This is a genomic window from Roseococcus microcysteis, assembly GCF_014764365.1.
Classification (GTDB): Bacteria; Pseudomonadota; Alphaproteobacteria; order Acetobacterales; family Acetobacteraceae; genus Roseococcus; species Roseococcus microcysteis.
The window spans coordinates 1,036,189-1,060,866 of record NZ_CP061718.1; the positions used below are offsets into that span (position 1 = coordinate 1,036,189).

The 24,678-nt window shown below is 72.3% G+C and carries 27 protein-coding genes and 1 pseudogene; 14 read left to right on the forward strand and 14 right to left on the reverse strand.

Annotation, left to right across the window (positions count from 1 at the left end):
* Nucleotides 1-2 precede the first annotated feature (2 nt).
* The 3 genes from ICW72_RS04865 to ICW72_RS04875 are packed head-to-tail and all read left to right on the forward strand — an operon-like array spanning nt 3 to nt 2,766.
* Nucleotides 3-557, forward strand: a complete 555-nt coding sequence (locus ICW72_RS04865) for a hypothetical protein (protein WP_191085195.1) — start codon at nt 3-5, stop codon at nt 555-557.
* Complete coding sequence (locus ICW72_RS04870) at nt 527-1,111, forward strand: glycosyltransferase (RefSeq protein ID WP_332309003.1); 585 nt, start codon at nt 527-529, stop codon at nt 1,109-1,111. Before ICW72_RS04865 ends, ICW72_RS04870 begins: the two co-directional genes overlap by 31 nt.
* Nucleotides 1,108-2,766 carry an asparagine synthetase B family protein gene (locus ICW72_RS04875; protein ID WP_191085197.1) on the forward strand — a complete coding sequence of 553 codons (1,659 nt, stop codon included), beginning with the start codon at nt 1,108-1,110 and terminating at the stop codon, nt 2,764-2,766. The genes ICW72_RS04870 and ICW72_RS04875 overlap by 4 nt, the downstream gene beginning before the upstream one ends.
* 4 nt (nt 2,767-2,770) lie before the next feature.
* On the opposite strand, the gene ICW72_RS04880 is transcribed toward ICW72_RS04875, so the two are convergent.
* The 8 genes from ICW72_RS04880 to ICW72_RS04915 are packed head-to-tail and all read right to left on the reverse strand — an operon-like array spanning nt 2,771 to nt 9,557.
* The gene (locus ICW72_RS04880; RefSeq protein ID WP_191085198.1) at nt 2,771-3,337 is read right to left on the reverse strand and encodes a hypothetical protein; all 567 of its coding nucleotides are present in this window, start codon (nt 3,335-3,337) and stop codon (nt 2,771-2,773) included.
* Nucleotides 3,334-4,479, reverse strand: a complete 1,146-nt coding sequence (gene dapE, locus ICW72_RS04885) for a succinyl-diaminopimelate desuccinylase (RefSeq protein WP_191085199.1) — start codon at nt 4,477-4,479, stop codon at nt 3,334-3,336. The genes ICW72_RS04880 and dapE overlap by 4 nt, the downstream gene beginning before the upstream one ends.
* 5 nt (nt 4,480-4,484) lie before the next feature.
* Nucleotides 4,485-5,309: a 2,3,4,5-tetrahydropyridine-2,6-dicarboxylate N-succinyltransferase gene (gene dapD / locus ICW72_RS04890; RefSeq protein ID WP_191085200.1), complete on the reverse strand. Its 825-nt coding sequence runs from the start codon at nt 5,307-5,309 to the stop codon at nt 4,485-4,487.
* Entirely contained in the window at nt 5,306-6,058 is a 753-nt protein-coding gene (locus ICW72_RS04895; RefSeq protein ID WP_191085201.1) for an ABC transporter permease, read from the reverse strand. The genes dapD and ICW72_RS04895 overlap by 4 nt, the downstream gene beginning before the upstream one ends.
* Entirely contained in the window at nt 6,055-6,963 is a 909-nt protein-coding gene (locus tag ICW72_RS04900; protein ID WP_191085202.1) for an ATP-binding cassette domain-containing protein, read from the reverse strand. The genes ICW72_RS04895 and ICW72_RS04900 overlap by 4 nt, the downstream gene beginning before the upstream one ends.
* Entirely contained in the window at nt 6,960-8,051 is a 1,092-nt protein-coding gene (locus ICW72_RS04905) for an ABC transporter permease (protein WP_223880830.1), read from the reverse strand. Before ICW72_RS04905 ends, ICW72_RS04900 begins: the two co-directional genes overlap by 4 nt.
* Nucleotide 8,052: 1 nt before the next feature.
* The gene (locus tag ICW72_RS04910; protein ID WP_191085203.1) at nt 8,053-8,964 is read right to left on the reverse strand and encodes a glycine betaine ABC transporter substrate-binding protein; all 912 of its coding nucleotides are present in this window, start codon (nt 8,962-8,964) and stop codon (nt 8,053-8,055) included.
* Between the two features lie 5 nt (nt 8,965-8,969).
* On the reverse strand, nt 8,970-9,557 hold the full coding sequence (locus ICW72_RS04915; protein ID WP_223880831.1) for an HNH endonuclease: 588 nt from the start codon (nt 9,555-9,557) through the stop codon (nt 8,970-8,972).
* Between the two features lie 225 nt (nt 9,558-9,782).
* Here ICW72_RS04915 and gluQRS point away from each other — a divergent pair, with 225 nt between their 5' ends.
* The 4 genes from gluQRS to ICW72_RS04935 are packed head-to-tail and all read left to right on the forward strand — an operon-like array spanning nt 9,783 to nt 13,166.
* Nucleotides 9,783-10,604, forward strand: coding sequence for a tRNA glutamyl-Q(34) synthetase GluQRS (gene gluQRS, locus ICW72_RS04920; RefSeq protein WP_191085204.1), 822 nt, complete (start codon nt 9,783-9,785; stop codon nt 10,602-10,604).
* 16 nt (nt 10,605-10,620) lie between these two features.
* Nucleotides 10,621-11,511 carry a DMT family transporter gene (locus tag ICW72_RS04925; protein WP_223880832.1) on the forward strand — a complete coding sequence of 297 codons (891 nt, stop codon included), beginning with the start codon at nt 10,621-10,623 and terminating at the stop codon, nt 11,509-11,511.
* 15 nt (nt 11,512-11,526) lie between these two features.
* On the forward strand, nt 11,527-12,708 hold the full coding sequence (locus tag ICW72_RS04930; protein ID WP_191085205.1) for a class I SAM-dependent rRNA methyltransferase: 1,182 nt from the start codon (nt 11,527-11,529) through the stop codon (nt 12,706-12,708).
* Complete coding sequence (locus ICW72_RS04935) at nt 12,705-13,166, forward strand: DUF3293 domain-containing protein (RefSeq protein ID WP_191085206.1); 462 nt, start codon at nt 12,705-12,707, stop codon at nt 13,164-13,166. Before ICW72_RS04930 ends, ICW72_RS04935 begins: the two co-directional genes overlap by 4 nt.
* 16 nt (nt 13,167-13,182) lie before the next feature.
* On the opposite strand, the gene ICW72_RS04940 is transcribed toward ICW72_RS04935, so the two are convergent.
* The 3 genes from ICW72_RS04940 to ICW72_RS04950 are packed head-to-tail and all read right to left on the reverse strand — an operon-like array spanning nt 13,183 to nt 15,291.
* Complete coding sequence (locus ICW72_RS04940; RefSeq protein ID WP_191085207.1) at nt 13,183-13,386, reverse strand: hypothetical protein; 204 nt, start codon at nt 13,384-13,386, stop codon at nt 13,183-13,185.
* A gap of 13 nt (nt 13,387-13,399) precedes the next feature.
* Nucleotides 13,400-14,500 carry a patatin-like phospholipase family protein gene (locus ICW72_RS21010; RefSeq protein ID WP_269749837.1) on the reverse strand — a complete coding sequence of 367 codons (1,101 nt, stop codon included), beginning with the start codon at nt 14,498-14,500 and terminating at the stop codon, nt 13,400-13,402.
* A complete protein-coding gene (locus tag ICW72_RS04950; RefSeq protein ID WP_191085208.1) occupies nt 14,497-15,291 on the reverse strand; it encodes a 3-hydroxybutyrate dehydrogenase in 795 nt (264 codons plus the stop codon). The genes ICW72_RS21010 and ICW72_RS04950 overlap by 4 nt, the downstream gene beginning before the upstream one ends.
* Before the next feature lie 194 nt (nt 15,292-15,485).
* Here ICW72_RS04950 and rpmH point away from each other — a divergent pair, with 194 nt between their 5' ends.
* The 7 genes and pseudogenes from rpmH to ICW72_RS04985 all read left to right on the forward strand — a co-directional run bounded on the left by rpmH (nt 15,486) and on the right by ICW72_RS04985 (nt 21,018).
* Nucleotides 15,486-15,620, forward strand: coding sequence for a 50S ribosomal protein L34 (gene rpmH / locus ICW72_RS04955; protein ID WP_184383339.1), 135 nt, complete (start codon nt 15,486-15,488; stop codon nt 15,618-15,620).
* 31 nt (nt 15,621-15,651) lie between these two features.
* Entirely contained in the window at nt 15,652-15,999 is a 348-nt protein-coding gene (gene rnpA / locus ICW72_RS04960) for a ribonuclease P protein component (protein WP_191085209.1), read from the forward strand.
* Complete coding sequence (gene yidD / locus ICW72_RS04965; RefSeq protein ID WP_191085210.1) at nt 15,996-16,289, forward strand: membrane protein insertion efficiency factor YidD; 294 nt, start codon at nt 15,996-15,998, stop codon at nt 16,287-16,289. The genes rnpA and yidD overlap by 4 nt, the downstream gene beginning before the upstream one ends.
* A 72-nt stretch (nt 16,290-16,361) precedes the next feature.
* Nucleotides 16,362-18,160: pseudogene (yidC, locus tag ICW72_RS04970) on the forward strand (membrane protein insertase YidC).
* The gene (yihA, locus tag ICW72_RS04975; RefSeq protein WP_191085211.1) at nt 18,157-18,825 is read left to right on the forward strand and encodes a ribosome biogenesis GTP-binding protein YihA/YsxC; all 669 of its coding nucleotides are present in this window, start codon (nt 18,157-18,159) and stop codon (nt 18,823-18,825) included. Before yidC ends, yihA begins: the two are co-directional and overlap by 4 nt.
* 51 nt (nt 18,826-18,876) lie before the next feature.
* Nucleotides 18,877-19,761 carry an acetylglutamate kinase gene (argB, locus tag ICW72_RS04980; RefSeq protein ID WP_191085212.1) on the forward strand — a complete coding sequence of 295 codons (885 nt, stop codon included), beginning with the start codon at nt 18,877-18,879 and terminating at the stop codon, nt 19,759-19,761.
* A 345-nt stretch (nt 19,762-20,106) separates the two neighbouring features.
* Entirely contained in the window at nt 20,107-21,018 is a 912-nt protein-coding gene (locus tag ICW72_RS04985) for a response regulator (protein WP_191085213.1), read from the forward strand.
* A gap of 204 nt (nt 21,019-21,222) precedes the next feature.
* Here ICW72_RS04985 and ICW72_RS04990 read toward each other — a convergent pair whose 3' ends face one another.
* The 3 genes from ICW72_RS04990 to ftsH are packed head-to-tail and all read right to left on the reverse strand — an operon-like array spanning nt 21,223 to nt 24,619.
* The gene (locus ICW72_RS04990; protein ID WP_191085214.1) at nt 21,223-21,687 is read right to left on the reverse strand and encodes a TspO/MBR family protein; all 465 of its coding nucleotides are present in this window, start codon (nt 21,685-21,687) and stop codon (nt 21,223-21,225) included.
* The gene (folP, locus tag ICW72_RS04995; RefSeq protein ID WP_223880833.1) at nt 21,684-22,688 is read right to left on the reverse strand and encodes a dihydropteroate synthase; all 1,005 of its coding nucleotides are present in this window, start codon (nt 22,686-22,688) and stop codon (nt 21,684-21,686) included. The genes ICW72_RS04990 and folP overlap by 4 nt, the downstream gene beginning before the upstream one ends.
* Before the next feature lie 2 nt (nt 22,689-22,690).
* Nucleotides 22,691-24,619, reverse strand: a complete 1,929-nt coding sequence (gene ftsH, locus ICW72_RS05000; RefSeq protein WP_269749838.1) for an ATP-dependent zinc metalloprotease FtsH — start codon at nt 24,617-24,619, stop codon at nt 22,691-22,693.
* Between the last annotated feature and the right edge of the window lie 59 nt (nt 24,620-24,678).

The window sequence follows — 24,678 nt, forward strand, 5'->3', positions numbered from 1 at the left end:
CCATGTTCGTCGTCGTCACCCAGAATTTCGCGCCGGACATCGGGGGCATCGCCATCGTGATGCACGCGCTGGCCGGCGCGCTGGCGGCGGAAGGCCCCGTCGAGGTCTTCGCCCACCGCATCCGCGGCGGCGGAGCGGAGCTTGAGGGCCACCCCTACACCGCCCTGCACCGCTTCGGCGGCCCGAACCCGCTGCGCGGCTGGCGCAAGGCCTGGGCGCTGCGCGGGCCGCTGGCGAACCCCGCCTTGCGCGGCGTGCTCTGCGACAGCTGGAAGAGCGCCGAGATCCTGCCCCCCACCAGCGCCCCCGTGCTGGTGCCGGCCATGGGCATGGAATTGCCGCCGAACCCCTCGCCGCGCCGCGCGCGGCGCATCCAGGCCGCGCTGGCGAAGGCGAGCGTCGTGCTGCCCATCTCGCGCCACACGGCCACGGCGGTGGCGCCCTACCTCGCCCCCGGCGCGCGGATGGAGATCATCCCGCCCCCATCGCCCCCCAGCCCGACCCCACGCCCGAGGCCCGCGCCGCCCTGCGCGCGCGGGTCGGCGCGGGGCCGTTGATCGCCACGGTGTGCCGCCTCGAGAAGCGCAAGGGCGTGGACCGGGTCATCGCCGCCCTGCCCGAACTGCTGCCGCGCCATCCGGGCCTCGCCTTCGCCATCGCGGGCGAGGGCGAGGACCGTGCCCGGCTGGAAGCCCTGGCCGCCGAACTCCGCGTCACCCCGCACGTCCATTTCCTGGGCCGTGTGGATGACGCGCAGAAAGCCGCACTGCTGGCCGAGTGCGCTCTCTTCGCCATGCCGGTGCGGCGCGAGGGCGCCTCGGTGGAGGGCTTCGGCATCGTCTACCTGGAGGCCGCCTGGCATGGCCGCCCCTCGCTGGCCGGCCGCGAGGGCGGCGCGGGCGATGCGGTGGAGGAAGGCGTCACCGGCCTGCTCTGCGACGGCATGGACCAGGACAGCGTCACCACGCACCTCGCCGCCCTGCTGGACGACCCCGCCCGCGCCGATGCCATGGGTGCCGCCGCCGCGCGCCGCCTGCATGAGGGCTTTCTGCTCGACGCCGTCGCCCGCCGCTTCCTGGAGCTGATGCCGCCGCGCGGGGACGCGGCTTGAGCGCCATCGCGGGCCTCGTCCTGCGCGGGCGGCGCGTGCCCGATGCGGCGCCGCTGGAGGCGCTGTCGGCCGCCCTGGCCCATCGCGGCCCCGCCTCCGGCCCGCCCGTGCTGGGCCCGGGCCTCGGGCTGGTCGGGCGCGGCCTGCCCACCGAACCCCTCTCGGCCGGCGCGGCGACGCTGGTCGCGAGCCATCTGCTGGCGGCACCCGAGGCGCTGCGCGCGGCCCAGGGCCTGCCCGAGGCGCGCGACGCCGAGTTGCCCCTGCTGCTGTATCGCCGCCGGGGTCTCGATTTCGGCGCTGTGCTGGGCGGCGCCCATGCGCTGGCCGTGGCCGACCACGCCATGCGGCGCCTGGTGCTGGCGCGCGACGCCTTCGGGCTCGCGCCCCTCTATTTCGCGGAGACCTCGCTGGGGGTCGCCTTCGCCTCCGAACCCGCGGCGCTGATCGCGGCGGGCTTCGCCACCCCCCGGCTGCGCCCCGCCGCGCGCGACGAATTGCTGCAGCTGCGCTTCACCACCGGCGCCGAGACCATCTTCGAGGGCATCCAGCGCGTGCTGCCGGCCGAGTGCCTCGCCATCGCGGGCGGCGCCATCGTGGAACGCCGCCGCGCGCCGCCCCTGCCCGAGGGCGGCCCCGAGGCCATCTCCGAGCCCGAGGCGCTGGCGCGTTTCGAGGCCGCCTTCCTGGCCAGCCTCGCCGCCCGGCTGGAAGGCCCCACCCCCGGCCTGCTGCTGACCGGCGGCGCCGGTGCGGCCGCGCTGGTCGCGGGTGTGGCGCGGCTGGGGCTACCCCCCCTGCCCGCCTTCGCACCCGTGCTGGAGGGCCAGGCGGCACCCGGCGACGCCATTCCCGTCCCCGTCACGCGCGACGCCTTCTGGGCCTGCCTGCCCGTCCTGGCCCAGGCGCTGGACGATCCCTCGGCCGAGCCCGCCCATGTGCTGCACTGGCTCCTGGCGGAGGCGGCGCGGGGGCAGGTCCCGGCGCTGCTGGCCCCCGATGGCTCCAGCGAATTGCTGGCCGGCCATGGCCGCCACCGCGCCGCCATGCGCCCCTGGTGGCTCTGGGGACGGGCCATGCGCGCCCGCGGCGCCTTCGACCGGCTGGAGACGCTGGGCATCGAGCCCCGCGCCTGGCGCGACGGCATCGCCGCCGCCGAGACGGCCGAGGCGGGTTCCGGCCGCAGCCGGTTGCAGGTGGCCCAGGCGGTGGACATGGGCGACTGGCTCACCAACGGGCTGCTGGCCGGGCTCGACCGCTGCTGCGCCCGGCACGGGATCGAGGCGCGGGCCCCCTTCCTCGATGCCGGCGTCGTCGCCGCCACCTTCCGCCTGCCCGATGCGCTGAAGGTGCGGGGGGGCGAGGGCAAGCACCTGCTGCGCCGCTGGCTGGGCACGCCCTCGCCGCGCACGGCGCCGCGCCTGCCCATCGGCGCCTGGCTGGAGGCGGAGGCGGCGCGGCTCGCGCCCCTGGTCGCGCGCCAGCCCGGCGTCGCGGAAATCTGCCGGCCGGGCCGGGCCGAGGCGCTGTTCCGCCGCGCCACCGACCGCCGCGCCGGCGCCGCCGCCTGGAACCTGCTCTTCTACGCGCTGTGGCACCGCGCGCATGTCGAGGGCGTGGCGCCGCGCGGCGATGCCTTCGAGGCGCTGAGCTGACGCCTCAGCCCGCCAGCAGCCGCGACGAATAGCCGCCGATGAACAGCCCCAGGATGAGGTCCGTGATGACGAAGAGCGCCGCCGTGCCGCCGGTGACGTTCAGCGCCACCCGCACCACGAACCATTCGAGCCAGACGGCATAGCCCAGCGCCGCCAGCCCCAGCATGTTCGCCATCCACCCCGGCAGGCCCAGCGCGGCCAACACGGCCATCGCCACCAGCAGGATGAACTGCACCACATTGGTCCAGTTCCAGGCGGCCATGAATTGCGGCCATTGCTCGGCCCGGCCCGCCTGCGCCGCCAGCGGCAGCGACACCACGGCGAAGGCCGTCCAGGAGAGGGTGTAGCCGATCAGCTCCACCACCAGCGCGTAGGGGATGCCCGCCTCCGGCGCCCCGCGCATGCCCCAGGAGAGCAGGCGCATCACGAGGAACATCGGCAGGCAGATCAGCGCCGCGCGGAAGGAGGCGCGGGCGGTGGCGAGGTCATTGGGCAGCAGCGCCAGCCCCTCGGGCCGGCCGCGCGCGAAGAGCAATGCGGCCGCGAGGCCCGCGGCGCTGCTGGGGTTCAAGCCAGGCACTCCTCCAGGATCGCGGTGTAGACGCGCGACAGCGTGCGAAGGTTCTCCACCCCCGCGCGCTCATCCACCTGGTGGCCGGTGGCGCCGATGTCGCCGAACTCCGCCACGGGGCAGAAGGCGCGGATGAAGCGCGCGTCGGAGGTGCCGCCGCCCGCGTTCAGCTCGGGCTCCTCGCCGGTGGTGCGGCGGATGGCGCGGACCAGCGCGTCCACGAAGGGGCCGGGCTCGGTCAGGAAGGGGTCCGCGTTGCTGTCGGCCTGCATCTCGTAGCGGCAGCCGGCGGCGGTCAGCGCCGCGTTCAGCCGCTCGATCAGCCCGGCCCGCGTGTGCAGATCATTGAAGCGGATGTTCAGCATGGCCCGCGCGGTGGCGGGAATGACGTTGGCGGCCGTGTTGCCCACGTCGAAGCCCGTGATCTGGAGCGTGGAGGGCGGGAAGAACTCGGTGCCCTGGTCCAGCGGCGCGGCCAGCAGCGGCGTCAGCGCGGCCATGAGGCGATGCACCGGGTTGTCGGCGCGGGACGGCATGGCGCTGTGCCCCTGCTTGCCCTGCACCGTGATGCGCGCCGTCAGCGAACCGCGCCGGCCGATGCGGATCACGTCGCCCACATTGCGCGCGGAGGAAGGCTCGCCCACCAGCGCCATGTCGGGCACGAGGTCACGCTCCGCGAGCCACGGCATGACGCGCGCCACGCCGTCCACGCTGCGCGCCTCCTCATCGCCCGTGATCAGCACGCTGATGGTGCCGGGGTGGTCCGGATGCGCCGCGATGTAGTCCTTCAGCCCCGCGAGGAAGGAGGCCACGCCGCCCTTCATGTCATTGGAGCCGCGGCCATAGAGCCAGCCATCGCGCACCACGCCGGAGAAGGGGTCGTCCGTCCAATGCGCCGGGTCACCGGGCGGCACCACGTCGGTGTGGCCGCAATACATGAAGTGGGGCGAGGCGCCGCCCCCCTTCATGGCGAAGAGGTTGTCCACCCGCCACTCATCCGGCCCGAACACCAGGCGCGAGCATTGGAAGCCCAGGGACTCCAGGAAGCGCTGCACCACGTCCAGCGCCCCATGGTCGGCGGGCGTGACGGAGGGGCAGCGGATGAGGTCCTGCGCGACGGGAATCGGGTCGGTGAGGGGCATGGGCCTCAATCCCGCAGCAGGTCGTTGATGGCGGTCTTGGCGCGGGTCTGCGCGTCCACCCGCTTCACGATCACGGCGCAGTAGAGGCTGGGCCCGGGCGAACCGTCGGGCAGCGGCTTTCCGGGCAGCGAACCGGGCACCACCACGGAATAGGAGGGCACGCGGCCCACGAAGATCTCGCCCGTGTTGCGGTCGATGATCTTGGTGGTGGCGCTGAGGAACACGCCCATGGAGAGCACGCTGCCCTTCTCGACGATGACGCCCTCCACCACTTCGGAGCGCGCGCCGATGAAGCAGTCATCCTCGATGATGACGGGGTTGGCCTGCAGCGGCTCCAGCACGCCGCCGATGCCGACACCGCCCGAGAGGTGCACGTTCTTGCCGATCTGCGCGCAGGAGCCCACGGTGGCCCAGGTGTCCACCATGGTGTTCTCGCCCACATAGGCACCGAGATTCACGAAGGAGGGCATCAGCACCACATTGGGCGCGATATAGGCCGAACGCCGCGCCACGGCGCCGGGCACCGCGCGGAAGCCGGCTTCCTTCCAGCGGTTCGGGCCCCAATCGGACCACTTCAGCGGCACCTTGTCGAAGGCGCCGGCGCTGGTCGCCATGGGCGCGCTGTCCTCGATGCGGAAGGAGAGCAGGACCGCCTGCTTCAGCCACTGGTTCACCACCCAGCCATTCTCGGTGGGGGCGGCGACGCGGGCCTGGCCGCGGTCCAGCATGTCGAGGGCGCTCTCGATGGCGTCACGCGCCTCGCCGCGCGTGCCGCTGTTCAGCGTGTCGCGCTTGTCCCAGAGGGCTTCGATGGTGGCTTGCAAGGTCATGTTCGGTCTCCTCCCGCTTGAATCGCAGCGCCTTGCCCCCCCGTCAATCGCGCCGCAAGCCCGCCCAGCGCCGCGTCGCAGAGGAAAGCGAGCGCGGCGGTGGCCGCGGCGCCTTGCAGGATCAGCAGCTCGTTCATCGTCTGCAGGCCGAGGATGATGGGCGTGCCGAGCGTGGCGGCCCCAGCCAGCGAGCCGACAGCGGCGGTGGCGGCGGCCAGCAGCACCGCCGTCCTGACACCCGGCAGCATGGCGGGCCAGGCCAGCGGCAGCACGATGCGCCACAGCGCCTGGCCCTCGCGCATGCCCATGGCGCGGGCGGCGAGGACCGCGTCGGGCGGCGTGGCCTCGACGGCGGCGATGGTCGCGCGCAGCACGGGCATCACGGCGTAGAGCGCCAGCGCCAGCAGGGTCGGCGCCGCGCCGAAGCCGAGTGCCGGGAAGGCCAGCGCCACCACCACCACGGGCGGGATGGCCTGGGCGGCGGCGGCCCCCGCATCGGCCACCGGGCGCAGGGCGCGCCCCGCGCCCTCGGGCCGCGTCACCCAGAGGCCGACGGCGATGCCCAGCAGGATGGCCGGCCCCGCGCCGCCCAGCACCAGCAGCAGATGCTGCGAGGCCAGCGCCAGCAGGCGGGCGGTGTCGAAGGGGGTGCCCTCCAGCCTTAGGACGCGCGCCACCAGCGCGGCACCGGGCGCGCTGGCCAGGGCCGCGAGCAAGCCGGCCAGGATCAGGGCCGGCAATGGCCTCATCGCGGCAGCAGCGCGGACCAGGGCAAGTGCCGCCCGCCCACGGAAAGCACGGGCGCGCCCTGTTCCTGCATCAGGGTCCAGGCCTCGGCGAGGCTGGCTTCGGGCGCGATCTCGGGCGCGGCGTCCGGGGCGGGGCCGTCCAGCGCGGCATCGCCCGCGCGCAGCAGCGACAGGCGGCGCAGGGCCAACGCCTCCGGCCCGAACAGCGCGCGCAGGAAGGGCGCGGCCGGGGGTGCGGCCAGCGAGGCCGCCTCGCCCGCCGCCACCAGCCGCCCCTCGCGCAGCACGATGAGATGGGTGGCCAGTTCCAGCGCCTCGATCGGGTCATGCGTGACCAGCAGGATGGTCTTGCCCGTCGCCGCATGGATGCGCGTCAGCTCCGCGCGCAGTTCGCGCCGCACGATGGGGTCCACCGCGCCGAAGGGCTCGTCCATCAGCAATATGTCGGGGTCGGCGGCGAGCGCGCGCGCCAGCCCCACCCGCTGCGCCTGTCCGCCCGAGAGCGCCGCGGGCCGGCGCGCCGCCAGCGCGGGGTCGAGCCGCACCAGCGCCAGCAATTCCTCCACCCGGGCCGCGATGCGCTCCGGCGCCCAGCCGAGCAGCGCCGGCACGGTGCCGATGTTGCGCGCCACCGACCAATGCGGGAACAGCCCCATGGACTGCATGACATAGCCGATGGATCGCCGCAGCCGGGCCGGGTCGGCCATGGCCACATCCTCGCCCCGCACCCGCACCTGGCCGGCGCTGGGGGTCGCCATGCGGTTCACCAGGCGCAGCAGCGTGGTCTTGCCGGAGCCCGACGGCCCCACCAGCACCGCCAGCGCGCCGGCCGGGATGGTCACGGAAACGCCCTCCACCGCATGCGCCGCGCCGAAGCGCACCGAGACATTGTCGAATTCGATCATGCCCGCCGCTCCAGGACGCCCAGCCCCGCATCCACCGCCAGCGCCAGGGCCACGACCGGCAGGGCGCCGAGCAGGATCAGGTCGGTCGCGAATTGCGCCATGCCCTCGAAAACGAGCGCCCCCAAGCCCCCCGCGCCCACCAGCCCGCCCAGCGTGACCAGCCCCACCGCCTGCACCGCCGCCACGCGCAACCCGCCCAGGAAATGCGGCAGGCCGAGCGGCAGCCGCACCCAGGCCAGCATCCGCCCCCGCCCCATGCCCAGCGCGGTCGCGGCCTGGAGCACGGCGGGGTCGGTCGCCGTCAGCCCCGTGCGAAGCGCGCGCAGCAGCGGCAGCGAGAGGTAGAGGGCAATGCCGATCAAGGCCGGCGTGGCGCCGATGGCCCCGAAGCCCGCCGCGCGCAGCCCCGGGAAGACGCCCAGCAACGCCGCCAGCAAAGGCACCAGCAGGCCAAACAGCGCGATGGCCGGCACCACCTGCACACCGCCCAGTAGCGCGTCGAGAAAGCCCGTCAGCCGTGTCGAGGCCAGCCCCGCCAGCGCCAGCACACTCGCCAAGGCCAGCGCCAGGGCGAGCGCGGCCAGCGACAGCCACAGATGGGTGAGAAGCGCCGCCCCCACCGCCTCCCGCCGCGCGCGGAACTCGACGGCCAGGGAAAGCCCGTCCAGCACGCCGCCCCAGGCCAGCGCGCCCAGGCCCAGCGCCAGCAGCGCCGCAGCCAGCAGGCGGCGTTGCCCCGGCCAGAAGACCAGCGCGGCCGTGGCGCCCAGCGCGACCCAGGCCGTGGCCCCGAGCGTGGCACGGGCCGCCGGCGCCGCGCCCTCCAGCAGCCCGGCGGCGGCGGCGCCGAGGGCGGCCAGCAGCACCAGCAAGGCGGCGGAAGCGGCGATGGGCGCGTGGCGCCAGGGCGCGGTCCCCAACGCGAGCAGGGGCAGCAACAGCCAAGCCCAGCCGGGCAGCACCTCGCGCGCCGGCAGAGGCACCCCCGGCATCAGGCGGTTGGGGGCGAGCGACAGCGCATCCTGCCCGAAGATGAGCGCCGCCAGCGCCACAGCGGCCGGCAGCAGGCGCGGCCAGGCGGGCGTCACCTCAGCGCGCCGCGGCCTCCAGATGGGCACGCGCCACGTCACGCGCGGGGCGGCCCTCCACCGCGATCTGCGCGTTCAGCCTTTGCAGCGTCGTGAGGTCCAGCGTGGTGAAGGCGGCGTCGAGCGGCGCGCGCATGGCGGGGAAGCGGTCCAGCACGGCCTGGCGCACCACGGGGGCGGCCTCATAGACGATCTGCGCGCCCTTGGTGTCGGTCATCACCACGAGGTTCAGCGCCGAGATGGCGCCATCCGTCCCATAGACCATGGCGGCATTGACGCCCGAGATCTGCTGCGCGGCCGAACGCATGGTCACCGCCGTGTCGCCGCCGGGCAGCACCACGATGCGGTCGCGCGGGAAGGTGAAGCCGTAGGTCTGCTCGAAGCTCGGCAGGGCGGCGGCGCTTTCCACGAATTCGGCCGAGGCCGCGAGGCGCAGGACGCCACGGCCCGCGGCGGCGGCCAGGTCCTCCATGGTGCGCAGGTTCTCGCGCGTCGCCACGTCGCGGCGCACCGCGATGGCCCAGGTGTTGTTGGCCGGCGCGCGGCCAAGCCAGGCCAGGCCCTGCGGCGCGTCCAGCTCGCGGGCCAGGGCGTGCGCCTGGTCGGCGTTCTTCCAGGCCGGGTCGTCGGCGCGGTTGTGGAAGAAGGCGGCGTTGCCGGTGTATTCGGGGTAGAGGTCAATCTCACCCGCCAGCAGCGCGGCGCGGACGATGCGCGTGGGGCCCAGCGAAAGCCGCGCCTCGGCCGGCACGCCGGCGCGTTCCAGCACGGCCAGGATCAGGTTGCCCAGCAGCGCGCCCTCGGTGTCGATCTTGGAAGAGACCACCACGCGGTCGCGCGTCTGCGCCGAGGCCAGGGCGGGTGCCGCCAGTATCAGCCCCGCCAGGGCGCGGCGGCCCGTGAAATACGCCATGAGGGTCAGCCCTGTTCCAGTTCGCTGTCCCAATAGAGATAGTCACGCCAGCTCTCATGCAAATGGTTGGGCGGGAAGGCGCGGCCGTTTTCCTGCAATTCCCAGCTTGTCGGCTGGCGCGGGGTGGCGCGGGGCAGCATCTGGCATTCGCGCGGCAGCTTGTCCGCCTTCCGGAGATTGCAGGGGCCGCAGGCGGCGACCACGTTTTCCCAGTTCGTGCGGCCGCCGCGGCTGCGCGGGATCACATGGTCGAAGGTCAGGTTCTGCGCCGGCTGGCCATCGCCGCAATACTGGCATTCGAAGCGGTCGCGCAGGAACACGTTGAAGCGCGTGAAGGCCGGGCGGCGCGCGGCCGGGATGTATTCGCGCAGCGCGATGACCGAGGGCAGGCGCAGGGAGAAGGAGGGGGAACGCACTTCCGTCTCGTATTCGCTCAGCACCGAGACACGGTCCAGCACCACGGCCTTCACCGCGTCCTGCCAGGCCCAGACCGAGAGCGGGAAATAGGATAGCGGGCGGAAATCCGCGTTCAGCACCAGGGCGGGAAAGCCGCCGGGGCCGTTGATCTGCGGAATGAGGCTGCCGTCGGGCAAGCGAAGCTCCTCCACGTCTCGCGTGGCGCGGAAGCCGGACCCGGAGGGAGCGGGCGCGCTCCCGATTCGGTTCTGCGCCACAACTGCAGCGCAGGCATGACAGGGATGCCGCACCGCCGCAAGCCAAGCGCCGGGCGGGGCTTGGCGGTTTCACCGGCCCGTCACACTCGCACGCCCACACAAGCCCTTGCCGCCATGGGGAAAGGGCGCGAGAGGATGGACGCCATGATCCAGGGCGCCGTCACCCGCTTCGCCCCCTCGCCCACCGGGCTGCTGCATCTGGGCCATGCCCATGCGGCGCTGTATGCCGCACGGGCGGGGGGCCGCTTCCTGCTGCGGCTGGAGGACATTGACGCCACGCGCTGCCGCCCGGAATTCACCGAGGCCATCTTCGAGGACCTGTCCTGGCTCGGCCTGCGCTGGGAGGAACCGGTGCGGGTGCAATCCGCCCATTTCGCGGATTACCGGGCCGCGCTGGACCGCCTCGCGGCCCGCCGCCTGCTCTACCCCTGCTTCTGCACCCGCGCCGACATCGCCGCCGCCGTCGCCGCCCAACACGGGCCAGCCCATGTCTATCCGGGCACCTGCCGGGGGCTGGACCCCGCCCTGGCCGCCGCCCGCGTGGCCGCCGGCGAGGCCCATGCGCTGCGCCTCGACGTGGCGCGTGCCCTGGCCGAGACCGGGCCGCTGACTTTCCAGGACCTGATCCACGGCCCCCGCCGCTGCGACCCCCTGGCCCAGGGCGACGTGGTCCTGGCGCGCAAGGACGTTCCCGCCAGCTACCATCTCTGCGTGACGCATGATGACGCCTTGCAGGGTGTCACCCTCGTGACCCGCGGCGAGGATCTGCTGGAGGCGACCGACATCCACCGCCTGCTCCAGGCGCTGATGGGCTGGCCGGAACCCTGCTACGCCCACCACACCCTGATCCGGGACGCGGAGGGCCGGCGCCTGGCCAAGCGCGACCAGGCCCCCACCCTGCGCGCCCTGCGCGAGGCCGGGCGCAGCCCCGCCGAGGTCCGCGCCATGGCCGGCTTTCCGGATTGAGGGTAGCCTCGCGTCTGTGACCCAACGCAGCACCGGCCTCCTTCTCCTGATCGTGACGGCGCTGTGCTGGGGGTCCAACTGGCCCTTGCTCAAGCTGCTGCTGGCCGAGATGCCGCCGCTCGGCGCCCGCGCCTATGCGGGCTTCATCGCGGCCGCGCTGGTGGGGGTCATCGCGCTGGCGCGGGGCGAAAGCCTCGCCGTCCCGCGCGAGCAATGGGGCCGCGTCTGGCTCTTTGCCCTGCTGAACGTCACGGCCTGGATGGGCTTCGCCTCCATGGCGCTGCTCTGGCTCGCCGCCGGCGAGGCCGCCATCATCGCCTACACCATGCCCGTCTGGGCCGCGCTGCTGGCTTGGCTGATCCTGGGCGAGCCGCTGGGCTGGGCCAAGATCGCGGCGCTGGCGCTGGGCACGCTGGGCGTGGCGCTGCTCTTCACCCCGCAGGAGGTCGAGATCGGGCCGGACAAGGTGCTGGGCGGGGCCATGCTGCTGGCCGCCGCCCTGCTCTTCGCGCTGGGCGCGGTCATCGCCAAGCGCAAGCCTCTGGCCCTGCCGCCCCTCTCGGCCGTGACCTGGCAGTTGGGGCTGGGCAGCCTGCCGCTGTTCCTCATCTCCTCGCTGTGGGAGGAGGTGGACTGGGCCGCGCTCTCTCCCGCCGGCTGGGGCTATTTCCTCTGGATGGCGGTGGGGCCGCTCGGCATCGCCTACATGACCTGGTTTGGCGCGCTGCGGCGCCTGCCGGCCTCCACCGCGGCGCTGGGCACGCTGCTGACGCCCGTGGTGGGCACGCTCGGCGCCGCCTGGCTGGTGGGCGAGGCGCTGGGCTGGCGGCAATGGGGGGCGCTGGCCTGCATCGTGCTGGGCGTGGCATTGGCGGTGCGCCCGCCGCCCGCCCGCCCGCGTCATTGATTGGAACTGCAACTTATGGACCTTCCCCTGCTCCGCCTGCTGCCCGGCCGTGACCGCCGCGTGAAGGGGGGCCACCCCTGGGCCTATTCCAACGAGGTGGCCATGTCGCCCGAGGCCCGCGCCCTGCCCCCGGGCAGCCCGGTGCGGCTGGAGGGCGATGACGGGGTGAAGCATGGCATCTGGCAGTTCAACCCGCACAGCCTCATCGCGGCCCGCGTGCTGGACCGCGACCCCGCCGCCCGCCCCGACGCCGCCTGGTTCCAGGCCCGCATCGCCGAGGCGCTGGCCCTGCGCGAGAAGCTGGGCGTCGCCCGCCACTGCCGCCTGGTGCATGCCGAGGCGGACGGCCTGCCCGGCCTGATCCTGGACCGGCACGGCGATGCGGTGGCGCTCCAGGCCAACACCGCCGGCATGGAGGCCGCGACCCCCCTGGTGCTGGAGGCGCTGCACGCCCTGATGGCGCCGCGCGTGGTGGTGGCGCGCAATGACAGCCCGGTGCGGACGCTGGAGGGCCTGCCCCTCGAATCCCGCCTGCTGCACGGCACCGACGCCACGGCGCGCATCGAGGAAGGCGGGCTGGCCTTCGAGATGGACCTGCTCTCCGGCCAGAAGACCGGCTGGTTCCACGACCAGCGCGAGAACCGCGCGCGCGTGGCCGCCCTGGCCCCCGGCGCCACCATGCTCGACGCCTTCTGCCACACGGGCGGCTTCGGCCTGGTGGCGGCGCAGGCCGGGGCCGCGCATGTGACGCTGCTGGACCGTTCGGAGCCCGCCCTGGCACTGGCCATGCGCACCGCGGCCGCGCATGGGCTCGCCGAGCGCGTCACCGCCCAGCGCGGCGAGGCGCTGGAGGCGCTGGAACGCATGGTGGGCATGGGCCGCCGCTTCGAGGTGGTGGTGGCCGACCCGCCCGCCTTCGCCAAGGCGCGCAAGGACATCCCGGCGGCGCTGCGGGCCTATCTGCGCCTCGCCCGGCTCTGCGCGCAGCTGGTGGCGCCGGGGGGCGTGCTGTTCATCGCCTCCTGCTCGCACCATGTGGCGCCACCCGACTTCGCCGATGCGGTGGCCCAGGGCGTGTGGCGGGCGCGGCGCGAGGCGCGGCTGCTCTTCCAGGGCGGCGCGGGGCCCGACCACCCGGTCCACCCCCTGCTGCCCGAGAGCGCCTATCTCAAGGCGCTGCTGTTCCAGCTGCGATGAGCGGGGACCCTGGGCGGCTTGTCCGCCGCATCCCGAAGGCGGCGCGCGGCCTCAAGGCCCAGCACCGCGCCTGGGCCGCGACGATCTACCGCGCCGGTGCCGCCGAGGGGCGCATCGGCCGGCGCTCACCCGCGCTCGATGCGGTGCTCCGCGATTGGGGTCTCTGGCGCGGGAGCTTCCTGACCGCCTGGAACCCCTGGGGCCGGCCGGCCGGCCCGGCCCGCAACGCCCGCCTCCAGGCGCGGCTGGAGGGCGAGACGCGCAACCTGCCGCGCCTCGCCGGGGATTGCGGCGCGGAGGGCTGGTCGGAGCGGACCCTGTTCCTGGGCGCCCACCCCGCGCGCGTCGCGGCGCTGGCGCGCAAGTACCGGCAGGCGGCGGTGGTCCATGTGCTGCGCGGAAGGCCGCTGCGCCTCGCCACCTGGCCCGGCTTTCACCTGGCGCGCCGCGGCCGGTAGGGAAGCTTCGGGCGAATCAGTCGCCGTGGCGGTCGTGGTCCGCCGCGTCGAACCAGGCCTTCACCGCCCGATAGGCGACGAACACCCCGCCGAGGATCAGCACGATCCCCAGTTGCTCCTGCGTCACGCGCAGCTCGATCGTGGTCCGCGTCGCCAGCACGAGGCCCAGCAACGCCACCACCGCCCCCGCTCCGATGCGGAGCACAATGCCCATGTCCATGGCTCGGGCTTTGCTACAGATAGCGCTGGATGTCGAGGGTGCTTTCGCGGCCCAGGCTGGCGCCGCTCTCGCGCAGGAACTTGTCCGCCGCCTGACGCCCGTAATCCCGCAGGGTGGAGAGGAAATCCCAGTCGCCATTGAACTTGGTGCTGAGCTTGAAGGCGCGCATCCGCGCCTCGTCCTCGATGGCGTGCAGGAAGATGCGGCGATAGCGCGGCTGCTCCAGCCGGCCGGATTCGAGCATGCGCTGCACGAAGTCTATGGCCCGCATCTCGCTCATCAGGCTGGCGTTGAAGGTGATCTCGTTCAGCCGGTTCATGATGTCGGACGAGGTGGTCGGCACCTCGGGCCGGATCAGCGGGTTCAACTGGACGATGATGATGTCCGACGCCGGGCGGTCATGATAGAGCGGCCAAAGCGCCGGATTGCCCAGGTAGCCGCCATCCCAATAGGCCTCGCCATCAATTTCGACGGCCTTGAAGATGTTGGGCAGGCAGGCCGAGGCCAGCAGCGCATCCACCGTGATCTCGGCGCGGTTGAACACCCGCGGCTTGCCGGTGCGGACATTGGTGGCGGAGATGTAGAGCCGCATGGCGTTGCGGTCGGCCCGCAGGCGCTCAAGGTCCAGGCTCTGCTCCAGCGCCTTCCGCAGCGGGTTGAACTCCATCGGGAAGGGGTTGAACTGGTAGGGGCTCAGCATCCGCGTCGCCGTGTCGAAGGCGTTGTAGGCGAAGCTGTAGGTCAGGTCCCAGCCCCAGAGCGCCTTCTCGAAAGGGGTGGAGCGGAGCGGCGAGACGGCGAACTTGGCGCCCAGCGCCCGCCAGAACCGGTCCAGCGCCGCCTTGGCGCCCTCGCGCCCGCCCTCCAGCAGGCCCAGCGCCAGCACCGCGCCGTTGATGGCGCCGGCCGAGGTGCCGGAGAGGCCGTCGAAATCCATCGACTCCTCCTCCAGCAGGCGGTCCAGCGCCCCCCAGGTGAAGGCGCCATGCGTGCCGCCGCCCTGGAGGGCCAGGTTCACGCGGCGCGGCTTCACCTCGCGCAGGGCGGGCGCGGCCGGGGGCTTGGCCACCATCTCCTCGACCATGACGGGGGCCGAGACCTCGGAAGGCGTCATGCCGCGAGCCAGCCCCCATCAATGGACAGCGCCGCGCCATTCACCCCGCCCGAGCCGGGGCCGACCAGGTAGAGCGCCATGCGCGCCACCTCCTCGACCTCGACCCAACGCTTGGAGGGCTGCTTGGCGAGAAGGTGGTCCTTCAACGCCACCTCCTCCGAGACGCCATGCTTCTCGGCCAGCGGCTTCACCTGCGCCTCGGCCAGCGGCGTGCGGACGAAGCCCGGGCAGATGGCGTTGCAGGTCATGGGGCTTTCCGCGATCTCGAGCGCGATGGACTTGGTCATGCCCACCACCCCGTGCTTGGCGGCCACATAGGCGCTCTTGTAGGGGCTGGCGACCAGGCCATGCGCCGAGGCGACATTGATGATGCGCCCGTATTTCCGCGCCAGCATGCCCGGCATGGCCGCCTTGATGGCGTGGAAGTTGGACGACATGTTGATGGCGATGATGGCGTCCCACTTCTCGTCCGGGAAATCCTGCACGGGCGAGACGAACTGGATGCCGGCATTGTTCACCAGGATGTCCAGCCGCCCGAAGGCGGATTCGGCGGCGGCCACCATGGCGCGGACCTCGCCGGGCTTGGACATGTCGGCCGGGCTGTAGGGGGCGTCGCCGCCGCCCATCAGGGCGCCGACCTCGGCGCGGGCCTTGGCGATTTCCTCGGACTTGCCGAATCCGTTCAGCATCACCTTCGCACCCGCCTCGGCGTAAAGCCGCGCGATGCCGAGGCCGATGCCCGAGGTGGATCCGGTGATGAGGGCCGCCTGGCCTTCGAGGATGCGTTCCATGCCGCCTGTCTCCAAACCCTTGCAACGTGTGGATAGGCCCATTGCTGCACCGCATCAACATCCGACCCGCGGGCCGCGCCGGGTGGGCCGGAGGTTGACGCGGAGGCCGCCCCCTTCCTATACCCCCCACAGCACGGGACAGCCTATGGCGGTCCCGCCCTTTCCATTTGCTTACGCCCGTTCAGGAGCCCGCCGTGAAGCGCACCTATCAGCCCTCCAAGCTCGTCCGCAAGCGGCGCCATGGCTTCCGTGCCCGTTCGGCCACGGTGGCGGGCCGCAAGATCCTGGCCAACCGCCGCTCGAAGGGCCGCGCCAAGCTCTCCGCCTGATCGCGCCACACGCGGCGCGGGAGACCCCGCGATGCCTGCTGCCCCGCCCGCACGGCTGAAGCGCCGCGCGGAATTCCTCCGTGCTGCGCGCGAAGGCCGCAAGGTCGGGCGCGGGACGCTCGTCGTGCAGGCCCTGCCGCGCGCCGACGAGGCCACGCGGCTGGGCTTCACCGCGACGAAGAAGATCGGCAACGCCGTGGTCCGCAACCGTGCCAAGCGCCGGTTGCGCGCCATGGCGCGCCTGGCGCTGGAGGCCACCCCGGCCCCAGGCTGGGATCTGGTGCTCATCGCCCGTGACGGGACCGCGACCTGCCCCTTCCCCACCCTGCGGGCCGAATTCGAATCGGCGCTGGCCAAGGCCGGGGTGCGGGCGCCATGAACCCCGCCCAGCATGTGCTGAAGGGCGCCATCGTCACCTATCAGTGGACGCTGCGCCCCTTCATCGGGGCGAATTGCCGTTTCCACCCCTCCTGCTCGCACTACGCGATCGAGGCCGTGACCGAACACGGCGCGGTGAAGGGTGCCGCCATGTCCGCCTGGCGCATCCTGCGCTGCAACCCCTGGAATGCCGGCGGCTATGATCCCGTGCCGCCGCGCAGGCCGGGGCTGAACCGCCTCCGACCCGCCGCCTCCCCTTCCGCCGGCCCCGATACCCGCCCCGAGAGTTGATCGAGACCCATGGACCAGAAGCGCCTCCTGGCGGCCATCGCCCTTTCCGTCGGCATCCTGCTGCTCTTCGAGATGTGGAACCGCGGCAACGCCCCGGTGCCGCCGCCGCGCCCCGTGGCCACGCAGCAGGCCGATGTGCCGCTGCCGGCCGTGCCCGCGCCCGCCACGCCCCAAGTGGCGCCGGGTGCGGTGCCGGGTGCGCCGCAAGCGGCCAGCCCCGGTGAGACCGCCGTCACCGCCGCGCCCCCCGCCGTCCCGGCGCAGCGCGTGCAGGTGGAGAACACCCGCGTGCAGGGCGCCCTCTCGGCCCGTGGCCTCTCGCTCGACCAGCTGACCCTGCGCGACTACCGCGAGACGGTGGAGCGCAACAGCCCGAACGTCACCTTGCTGGCCCCCGCGGCCGGCCGGAGGGCTACTTCGCGCAATGGGGCTGGACCCAGGCCGATGGCCGCACGCCGGTTCCCAACAACGACACCGACTGGACGGTGACGGGCGGGCCCCTCGGCCCCAACAGCCCCGTCACCTTCCGCTGGGACAATGGCCAGGGCCAGATCTTCCAGGCGGTGGTCTCGCTCGACGCGAACTACATGTTCGAGGTGCGGCAATCGGTGGAGAACACCTCCGAGCAGGCCGTGACTGTGCTGCCCTGGGCCCGCATCCGCCGCGAGCGCACGCCCCAGGTGCAGGGCTTCTTCATCCTGCACGAGGGCTTCATCGCCGTGCAGGATGGCCGCCTGACGGAAATGACCTACAGCAACGGGCGCGACCAGGGGAATTCCCGCCGCGCCCTGGGCTCGGCCTGGGAGAACGAGGCGAGCGAGGGCTGGGCCGGCCTGTCCGACAAGTACTGGCTGACGGCGCTGACCCGCCTCGACCGCAATGAGCGCGTCCGCAGCGCCTTCCGCCACATCCCCGATGCCGGGGTGGACCGTTGGCAGGTGGACATCGCGCCCGCCGCGCCGCAGCTGATCGCGCCCGGGCAGAGCGCGGGCTTCGGCAGTCGCCTCTTCGCCGGCGCCAAGGAAGTGCGCCTGCTGGACGATTACCGCGACCGTCTGAACATCCAGGATTTCGACAAGGCGATTGATTTCGGCTGGTTCTACTTCATCACCAAGCCGTTCTTCTATGCGCTGGACTATCTGTTCATCCTGACCGGCAATTTCGGCGTGGCCATCCTGATCTTCACGCTGGCGCTCAAGATCCTGTTTTTCCCGCTGGCCAACAAGGCCTACAAGTCCATGAGCCGCATGCGGCTGGTGGCGCCGAAGATGCAGGAAATCCGCGAGCGCTACAAAGAAGACCCGCAGAAGATGCAGGCGGAGATGATGGCGCTCTACAAGAGCGAGAAGATCAATCCCGCCTCGGGCTGCCTGCCCATCCTGGTGCAGATTCCCGTCTTCTTCGCGCTCTACAAGGTGCTCTTCGTCACTATCGAGATGCGCCACGCGCCCTTCTTCGGCTGGATCCGTGACCTGTCGGACATGGACCCGACCAACGCCTTCACGCTGTTCGGCCTCATTCCCTGGGATCCGCCGCTGTTCCTGCACCTGCCGGTCTGGGCGATCCTGATGGGCCTGACCATGTTCGTGCAGCAGAAGCTGAACCCGCAGCCGCCCGACCCGATCCAGCAGAAGATCTTCGCCTGGCTGCCGGTGATCTTCACCTTCATGCTGGCGAGCTTCCCCGCGGGCCTGGTCATCTACTGGACCTGGAACAACCTGCTCTCCATCGCGCAGCAGTGGTACATCATGCGGCTCGATGCGAAGGCCCAGGCGGCCAAGCCGCCCGCGCAAGGCGGCACCGGGGGCGCGCCCCCGCCCGCCCCCAAGGGCGGCGGCAAGCTGGCCGGCCCGGCCGCGGCGAAGAAGTGACGGAGCTTCCCGCCGGCGGCCTGCTGGAGGCGCGCGACGAGGAGGAGCGCGCCGCCCTCATCGAGGCCGGACGCCTGCTCTTCGCCCGCCCCTGCACCTTCTTCACCGCCGCCCAGGCGCTGGACCACCTGCCCCCGCCGGATGGCGTGGAGGTGGCGCTGGCCGGGCGCTCGAATGTCGGCAAGTCCTCGCTGATGAACGCGCTGACGGGGCAGAACGCCCTCGCCCGCGTCTCGCACACGCCCGGGCGCACCAAGCAGTTGAACTTCTTCACCATCGAGGGCCGCCTGACCCTGGTGGACATGCCGGGCTATGGCTTCGCCAAGGCCGCCAAGTCGGTGAAGGAGGATTGGCAGGGCCTGATGTTCAACTTCCTGCGCGGCCGGCCCAATTTGCGGCGCGTGCTGCTGCTGCTGGACGCGCGCATCGAGACCAAGGCCTCGGACCACGCGGTGATGGACCTGCTCGACAAGGCCGCCGTCGCCTTCCAGCTCGTGCTCACCAAGGCCGATGATGTGAAGCCCGCCGCACTGGCCGCCCGCCAGGCCGAGGTGGAAGGCCTGGCGCGCAAGCACCCCGCCGGCCACCCGCTGGTGCTCACCACCAGCAGCCGCACCGGCCGCGGCATGGAAGAGCTGCGCGCGGAACTCGCCGCCCTCGCTTGACGGATCGCGCCCCGCGCCGGATAGCGCGGTCCAGGTTTCGAGGAATGCCAGATGGCCGATGACGCGCTCACCCAGATGCAGACCCTGATCGGCGCGCTGCCCTACCTGAAGCGCTATGACGACCAGATCGTCGTCGTGAAGTATGGCGGCCACGCCATGGGCGAGGAGCACGCCGCCGACCGCTTCGGCCGCGACATCGCGCTGCTGGAGCAGGTGGGCGTGAACCCCGTGGTGGTCCATGGCGGCGGGCCGCAGATCAACGCCATGCTGTCGCGGCTGGGTGTGAAGTCCACCTTCGTCCAGGGCCTGCGCGTGACCGATGCGCAGATGGTGGAGGTGGTCGAGATGGTCCTGGCCGGCACCGTCAACAAGCAGCTCGCTTCCGCCATCACGCGGGCGGGCTGCATGGCCGTCGGCATCTCGGGCAAGGATGGCGGGCTGGTGCGCGCCCGCAAGGCCACGCGCACCATGAAGGACCCCGGCTCCAACATCGAGCAGGTGCTGGACCTTGGCCTGGTGGGTGAGCCCGAGAGCGTGGACACCCGCGTCCTGGAATTGCTGATTGACGCCGACATCGTCCCCGTCATCGCGCCCGTGGGCGTGGGGGCGGATGGGCAGACCTACAACATCAACGCCGACACCGTCTCGGGCGCCATCGCGGGGGCGCTGCGGGCCGAGCGCATGCTGATGCTGACCGATGTCGCCGGCGTGATGGATGCGAACAAGAACTTCATCCCCGAGATGACGGTGGCCGAGGCCCGCGCCGGCATCGCGGCGGGCTGGATCGCGGGCGGCATGATCCCCAAGGTCGAGACCTGCATCCATGCGGTCGAGCAGGGGGTGAAGGGCGCCGTCATCCTGGATGGCCGCCTGCCCCACGCCGTGCTGCGCGAGCTGCTGACCGATGGCGGGGCCGGCACGCTGATCCGGCCCTGAGGGTGTTCGGGAAGGCTTAACCCGCGGCCGACATTCTGGCAGGGCATGGCCGCTATGGGGGTGGCCATCCCCTGGCGGCCGCCAGGCGCCGCAGGAACCAGATGTTGCACCGCCGACGCGCCAGACCGACGGAGCCTCGCGCCTTCGCCGGTGCTGGCGCCACATGATGCTTCCCGGCCTGTTGGAGGAACCTGGCTGGGCCCTGCGTGCGGTCGGCCTGGTTGCCGTCGGCGTAGCGCTGGGCGCGGGGCTGGCCTTGGCCTGGACGCGCCCCCAACCCCGGCGCCCCCCTCCTCCCCTGACTATCGTCCCGTCGTTGCGGGCTTCGAAAGCAGCCCGCACGCCTTGGCCCTGTGGGATGGGCAAGGGCGGCTGCTGCGCTGCAACAGCCGGTATGGCGCGCTCTTCACCGACCCGCCGCCTCCGCCAGGCCCCAAGCCGCAGCCACAGCCCGATGGGCGCTGGGTGCTGGCCAGTGCGGCGACGTTGCCAGGCGGCTTCCGCCTGGGTCTCTACAGCGAAGTGCCGCCCCCCGCGGCGCCGCCCCCGCCCGCGGCCGCACCCGTGCCCCTGTCCCCGCCGCCCACGGCACCCTGGCCCAGCGGGCGGCTTCGGCTGCTGGGAGTGGATGATTCGCCCGCCAACCTCTCCGTCCTGCGCGCGCTGCTCTCCAATACGGGCTTCACGCTGGAGACGGTGACGGATGGCCCCGCGGCGCTGGAGGCCCTCACCGCCGCCGCCGCCAACGGGCAACCCTTCGACGCCGTGCTGATGGATGTGGTGATGCCGGGCATGGACGGGCTGGAATGCACGCGCCGGATCCGCGCCCTGCCCGGGGCGCTGGGGCAGGTGCCGGTCATCCCCGTCACCGCCAGCAGCTTCCCCGAGGACATCGCCGCCTGCCACGCGGCCGGCATGACGGGCCATGTACCCAAACCCGTCGAGCGGGTGGGGCTGATGCGCGGCATCGTCCTCGCCCTCGGCCAGGGCGACCTGCCGGAGGAGGAGGCGCTGCGGCCACTCTTCCGGGGCGAACTCGCCACCCGCCTGCGCGAGCTGGACGCCGCCCTGGTGGACAACCTGCCCCTGCTTGGCCCCGTCCACGCCATCGCGGGCACTGTGGGCCATCTGGGCGGGGCGGGCTTCGTGGAAGAGGCCCGTGCCGCCATGCGCGCGCTGCGCGACAACCACCCAGACGCCCGCCGCCAAGTGGCCGAGCTGCTGGACCGCCTGCGCGCGGCCTATCCGGAGGGGTAGGTGGCGTGGGGCTGACCCCGTTCGATTCAGTGGGTATTCGGAGGGAGGGGCATGTTGTGCACTGGATCACGCGCGCGCCCGTGACGCCCCTCCCTCTGAATACCCATTAAGTCAAAAGGGTTCCGAGGGCCTGGGCCCTCGGCGGGAGCGGTCCGGGGAGGGCGGCGCCCTCCCCGGGGCGCCCCCACATCACCCACCCCCGGCTCAGGCCGGGCGGGGACCGTTCAGTCGCCACATGGTGAGGTTCAGGATGCCGGCGAAGCTCACCCAGGCCAGATAGGGCACGAACAGCCAGGCGGCGGCGGCGCTGATGGGCGCGAACAGGGCAATGCAGACAGCAATGCTCACCCAGAGCGCGCAGAGGTCCCAGAAGGCGAGGTCCGGCCGGCGCATCCCGAAGAACAGCGCGGACCAGGCGAAGTTCAGCACGAGCTGCACGCCATAGACCGCCAGCGCCAACCCAAACCCCACCTCCCGCCACACCAGCCAGCCGGCCACGGCGATGCAGCAGAACAACACCCCCCAGGCCGGGCCGAACAGCCAGTTGGGCGGGCGCCACCAGGGCTTGCGCAGCCCCTCATACCAGGCGCCGGGCGAGAAGATGGCGCCCGAGGCCGCGGTGGCGAAGCAGGCGGCGAAGAAGCCCAGCAGGGGAAGCCAATCGCTCATTCGGTCCAGCCCATGGTCACGGCCTCCTGGATTTTCAGTGCCTCGACGGTGGCGCCCACATCATGCACCCGCAGGATATGGGCCCCGCGCCGCGCCGCCTCCAGGGCCAGGGCGACACTTCCCGCCACGCGGCGGGAAGGCTCGACCACGCCGGTGATGCGCCCGATGAAACCCTTGCGCGAGGCCCCCACCAGAATGGTGCAGCCCAAGGCGGCCAGAAGCGGCAGTCGCGCCACGAGGTCCAGATTGTCCCGCACCCGCTTGCCGAAGCCGATGCCGGGGTCCACCGCGATGCGCGCGCGGGGAATCCCCGCCGCCTCGCAGGCGGCGATGCGGGCGGCCAGATGCGCGGCCACCTCGCGCGCGGCGTCCGTGTAGGCGACGCCCTGCTGCATGGTGCGCGGGTCGAGCGTCCGCATGTGCATCAGCACCACCGGGCAGCCGGCGGCGGCGACGGTGGCGAGGCTCTCCGGGTCATGCGCCAGCGCGCTGACATCGTTCACGATGCTGGCCCCGGCGGCGAGTGCGGCACCCATGGTGGCGGCGTGGCGCGTATCCACGCTGACAGGCCCGCCCGGCGCCAGGGCGGCGATGACCGGCAGGATGCGCGCCTGCTCCTCCTCGGGTGTCACGGGGGCGGCGCCGGGGCGGGTGCTCTCGCCCCCCACATCCAGGATGTCCGCGCCCTCGGCCCGCAGGGCATGGCCGTGGGCGATGGCGGCCGCGTGCGCCGCGCGCCCATCCCCCGAAAAGCTGTCCGGCGTGCAGTTGACGATGCCCATGACCAGCGGCCGAAAGCGGTGGCGCGCAAGGCCGGCGAAGGGCGGCGGCGAGGTGGTCATCGCGGCGGGTGCCGCGGCCAGCGGCAGGGGCGCGCCGGCGTGGTCGCGCAGCCCCGTGAAGGCAAAGGGCCCGCCCTGCAATGGCAGGGCGAGCCCCTCACGGATCGCCGCCTCCGCCGCCGGCCCGTCGAGCAGGCCGTGCGGCTCGATCAGCGTCAAACTCAGCCCGCGGGCTGGGGCGAGAGCCCGCCCCCCGTGTCCGGCCGCGGGGTACGCCCGCCGCCCGAGCTGGGCACGCTGCCGCGCCCGGCGCTGGTGGGTTCGTCGGGGCGCACACGCACCACCGCCTCGCCGCGCAGCACCTGGCGGATTTCGTCGCCGGAGAGGGTCTCATATTCCAGCAGGCCCTTGGCCAGCCGCTCCAGCTCCTCCCTGTTCTCGGTCAGGATGTGCTTGGCGCGGGCATAGGCGCTGTCGATGATACCGCGGATTTCGCTGTCGATGATCCGCGCGGTCTCTTCCGACAGGTTCTTCGACTGGGTGACCGAATGGCCGAGGAACACCTCCTGGCTGTTCTCGCCATAGGCCACCATGCCGATCTTTTCGGACATGCCCCATTCGGTGACCATCATGCGCGCCTGATTGGTGGCCATCTTGATGTCGCCGCTGGCGCCGTTGGAGACCTTGTCGGAGCCGAAGACGATCTCCTCCGCGACGCGGCCCCCCATGGCCATGGCCAGCTCGGCCTTCATCTTGGACTTGTGCTTGCTGTAGCGGTCTCCCGCCGGCAGCGACATGACGAGGCCGAGCGCCCGGCCGCGCGGAATGATGGTGGCCTTGTGCACCGGGTCGCATTCCGGCTCGTGCATGGCGACAAGGGCGTGGCCGGCCTCGTGATAGGCCGTCATCTTCTTCTCGTCCTCGGACATGACGAGGCTGCGGCGCTCCGCTCCCATCATCACCTTGTCCTTGGCGGCCTCGAACTCGGCCATGCCCACGGTGCGGCGGCCGGTGCGGGCGGCCAGCAGAGCGGCCTCGTTCACGAGGTTGGCGAGATCCGCGCCCGAGAAGCCCGGCGTGCCGCGCGCGATGGTCTTGGGGTCCACGTCGCTCGCCAGCGGCACCTTCCGCATGTGCACGCGCAGGATCTTCTCGCGCCCGTTCACGTCGGGGTTGGGCACCACCACCTGGCGGTCGAAGCGGCCGGGACGCAGCAGCGCGGGGTCCAGCACGTCCGGCCGGTTGGTGGCCGCGATGATGATGACGCCCTCGTTCGACTCGAAGCCGTCCATCTCGACGAGCATCTGGTTCAGCGTCTGCTCGCGCTCGTCATTGCCGCCGCCCAGGCCCGCGCCGCGATGGCGGCCCACGGCGTCAATTTCGTCGATGAAGATCAGGCAGGGGGCGTTCTTCTTGCCCTGCTCGAACATGTCGCGCACGCGGCTGGCACCCACGCCCACGAACATCTCCACGAAGTCGGAGCCCGAGATGGTGAAGAAGGGCACGTTCGCCTCGCCGGCGATGGAGCGGGCCAGCAGCGTCTTGCCGGTGCCCGGCGGCCCGATCAACAGCACGCCCTTGGGAATCTTGCCGCCGAGGCGCTGGAACTTCTGGGGGTCGCGGAGGAAGTCCACGATCTCCTCGAGCTCGGCCTTGGCCTCGTCAATGCCGGCCACGTCCTCGAAGGTCACGCGGCCATGCTTCTCGGTCAGCAGCTTGGCCTTGGACTTGCCGAAGCCCATGGCCCGGCCGCCGCCGCCCTGCATCTGGCGCATGAAGAAGATCCAGACGCCGATCAGCAGCAGCATCGGGAACCAGGAGATCAGGATCTGGAAGAGCGGGTTCACGTCGCTCTCCTCCGGCCGGGCCACCACGCGCACGCCGCGCTCGGTCAGGCGCGAGACGAGGGCCGGGTCCTCCGGGGTAAAGGTGGTGAAGCTGCGCCCGTCGGTGAGCTGGCCCGACACGGTGCGGCCCTGGATGACCACGTCGCGCACCTGGCCCTGGTTCACCTCGTTCAGGAAGTCGCTGTAGGCCACCTGGAGCTGGGCGCGGTTCTGCCCGCCCGAAGGCTGGAACAGGTTGAACAGCGCCACCAGCAGCAGCGCCACGATCACCCACAAGGCCAGGTTCCGGCCGAAATTGCTCACGATCCGCATTCCCCTTCACCGGCGACCCTGGCCGGCTCGTCCTAGAGATAGTGTCTACG

Excerpts from the sequence above, each read along its gene's own strand:
- ICW72_RS04940 (WP_191085207.1), bottom strand. The coding sequence starts at position 13,386 with ATGGACATGGGCATTGTGCTCCGCATCGGAGCGGGGGCGGTGGTGGCG.
- argB (WP_191085212.1), top strand. The coding sequence starts at position 18,877 with ATGGCCGATGACGCGCTCACCCAGATGCAGACCCTGATCGGCGCGCTG.
- ICW72_RS04930 (WP_191085205.1), top strand. The coding sequence starts at position 11,527 with ATGGACCTTCCCCTGCTCCGCCTGCTGCCCGGCCGTGACCGCCGCGTG.
- ICW72_RS04910 (WP_191085203.1), bottom strand. The coding sequence starts at position 8,964 with ATGGCGTATTTCACGGGCCGCCGCGCCCTGGCGGGGCTGATACTGGCG.
- dapE (WP_191085199.1), bottom strand. The coding sequence starts at position 4,479 with ATGCCCCTCACCGACCCGATTCCCGTCGCGCAGGACCTCATCCGCTGC.
- ICW72_RS04865 (WP_191085195.1), top strand. The coding sequence starts at position 3 with ATGTTCGTCGTCGTCACCCAGAATTTCGCGCCGGACATCGGGGGCATC.
- ICW72_RS21010 (WP_269749837.1), bottom strand. The coding sequence starts at position 14,500 with ATGACGCCTTCCGAGGTCTCGGCCCCCGTCATGGTCGAGGAGATGGTG.
- yidD (WP_191085210.1), top strand. The coding sequence starts at position 15,996 with ATGAACCCCGCCCAGCATGTGCTGAAGGGCGCCATCGTCACCTATCAG.
- dapD (WP_191085200.1), bottom strand. The coding sequence starts at position 5,309 with ATGACCTTGCAAGCCACCATCGAAGCCCTCTGGGACAAGCGCGACACG.
- gluQRS (WP_191085204.1), top strand. The coding sequence starts at position 9,783 with ATGATCCAGGGCGCCGTCACCCGCTTCGCCCCCTCGCCCACCGGGCTG.
- ICW72_RS04935 (WP_191085206.1), top strand. The coding sequence starts at position 12,705 with ATGAGCGGGGACCCTGGGCGGCTTGTCCGCCGCATCCCGAAGGCGGCG.
- ICW72_RS04950 (WP_191085208.1), bottom strand. The coding sequence starts at position 15,291 with ATGGAACGCATCCTCGAAGGCCAGGCGGCCCTCATCACCGGATCCACC.
- ICW72_RS04895 (WP_191085201.1), bottom strand. The coding sequence starts at position 6,058 with ATGAGGCCATTGCCGGCCCTGATCCTGGCCGGCTTGCTCGCGGCCCTG.
- rnpA (WP_191085209.1), top strand. The coding sequence starts at position 15,652 with ATGCCTGCTGCCCCGCCCGCACGGCTGAAGCGCCGCGCGGAATTCCTC.
- ICW72_RS04900 (WP_191085202.1), bottom strand. The coding sequence starts at position 6,963 with ATGATCGAATTCGACAATGTCTCGGTGCGCTTCGGCGCGGCGCATGCG.
- ICW72_RS04990 (WP_191085214.1), bottom strand. The coding sequence starts at position 21,687 with ATGAGCGATTGGCTTCCCCTGCTGGGCTTCTTCGCCGCCTGCTTCGCC.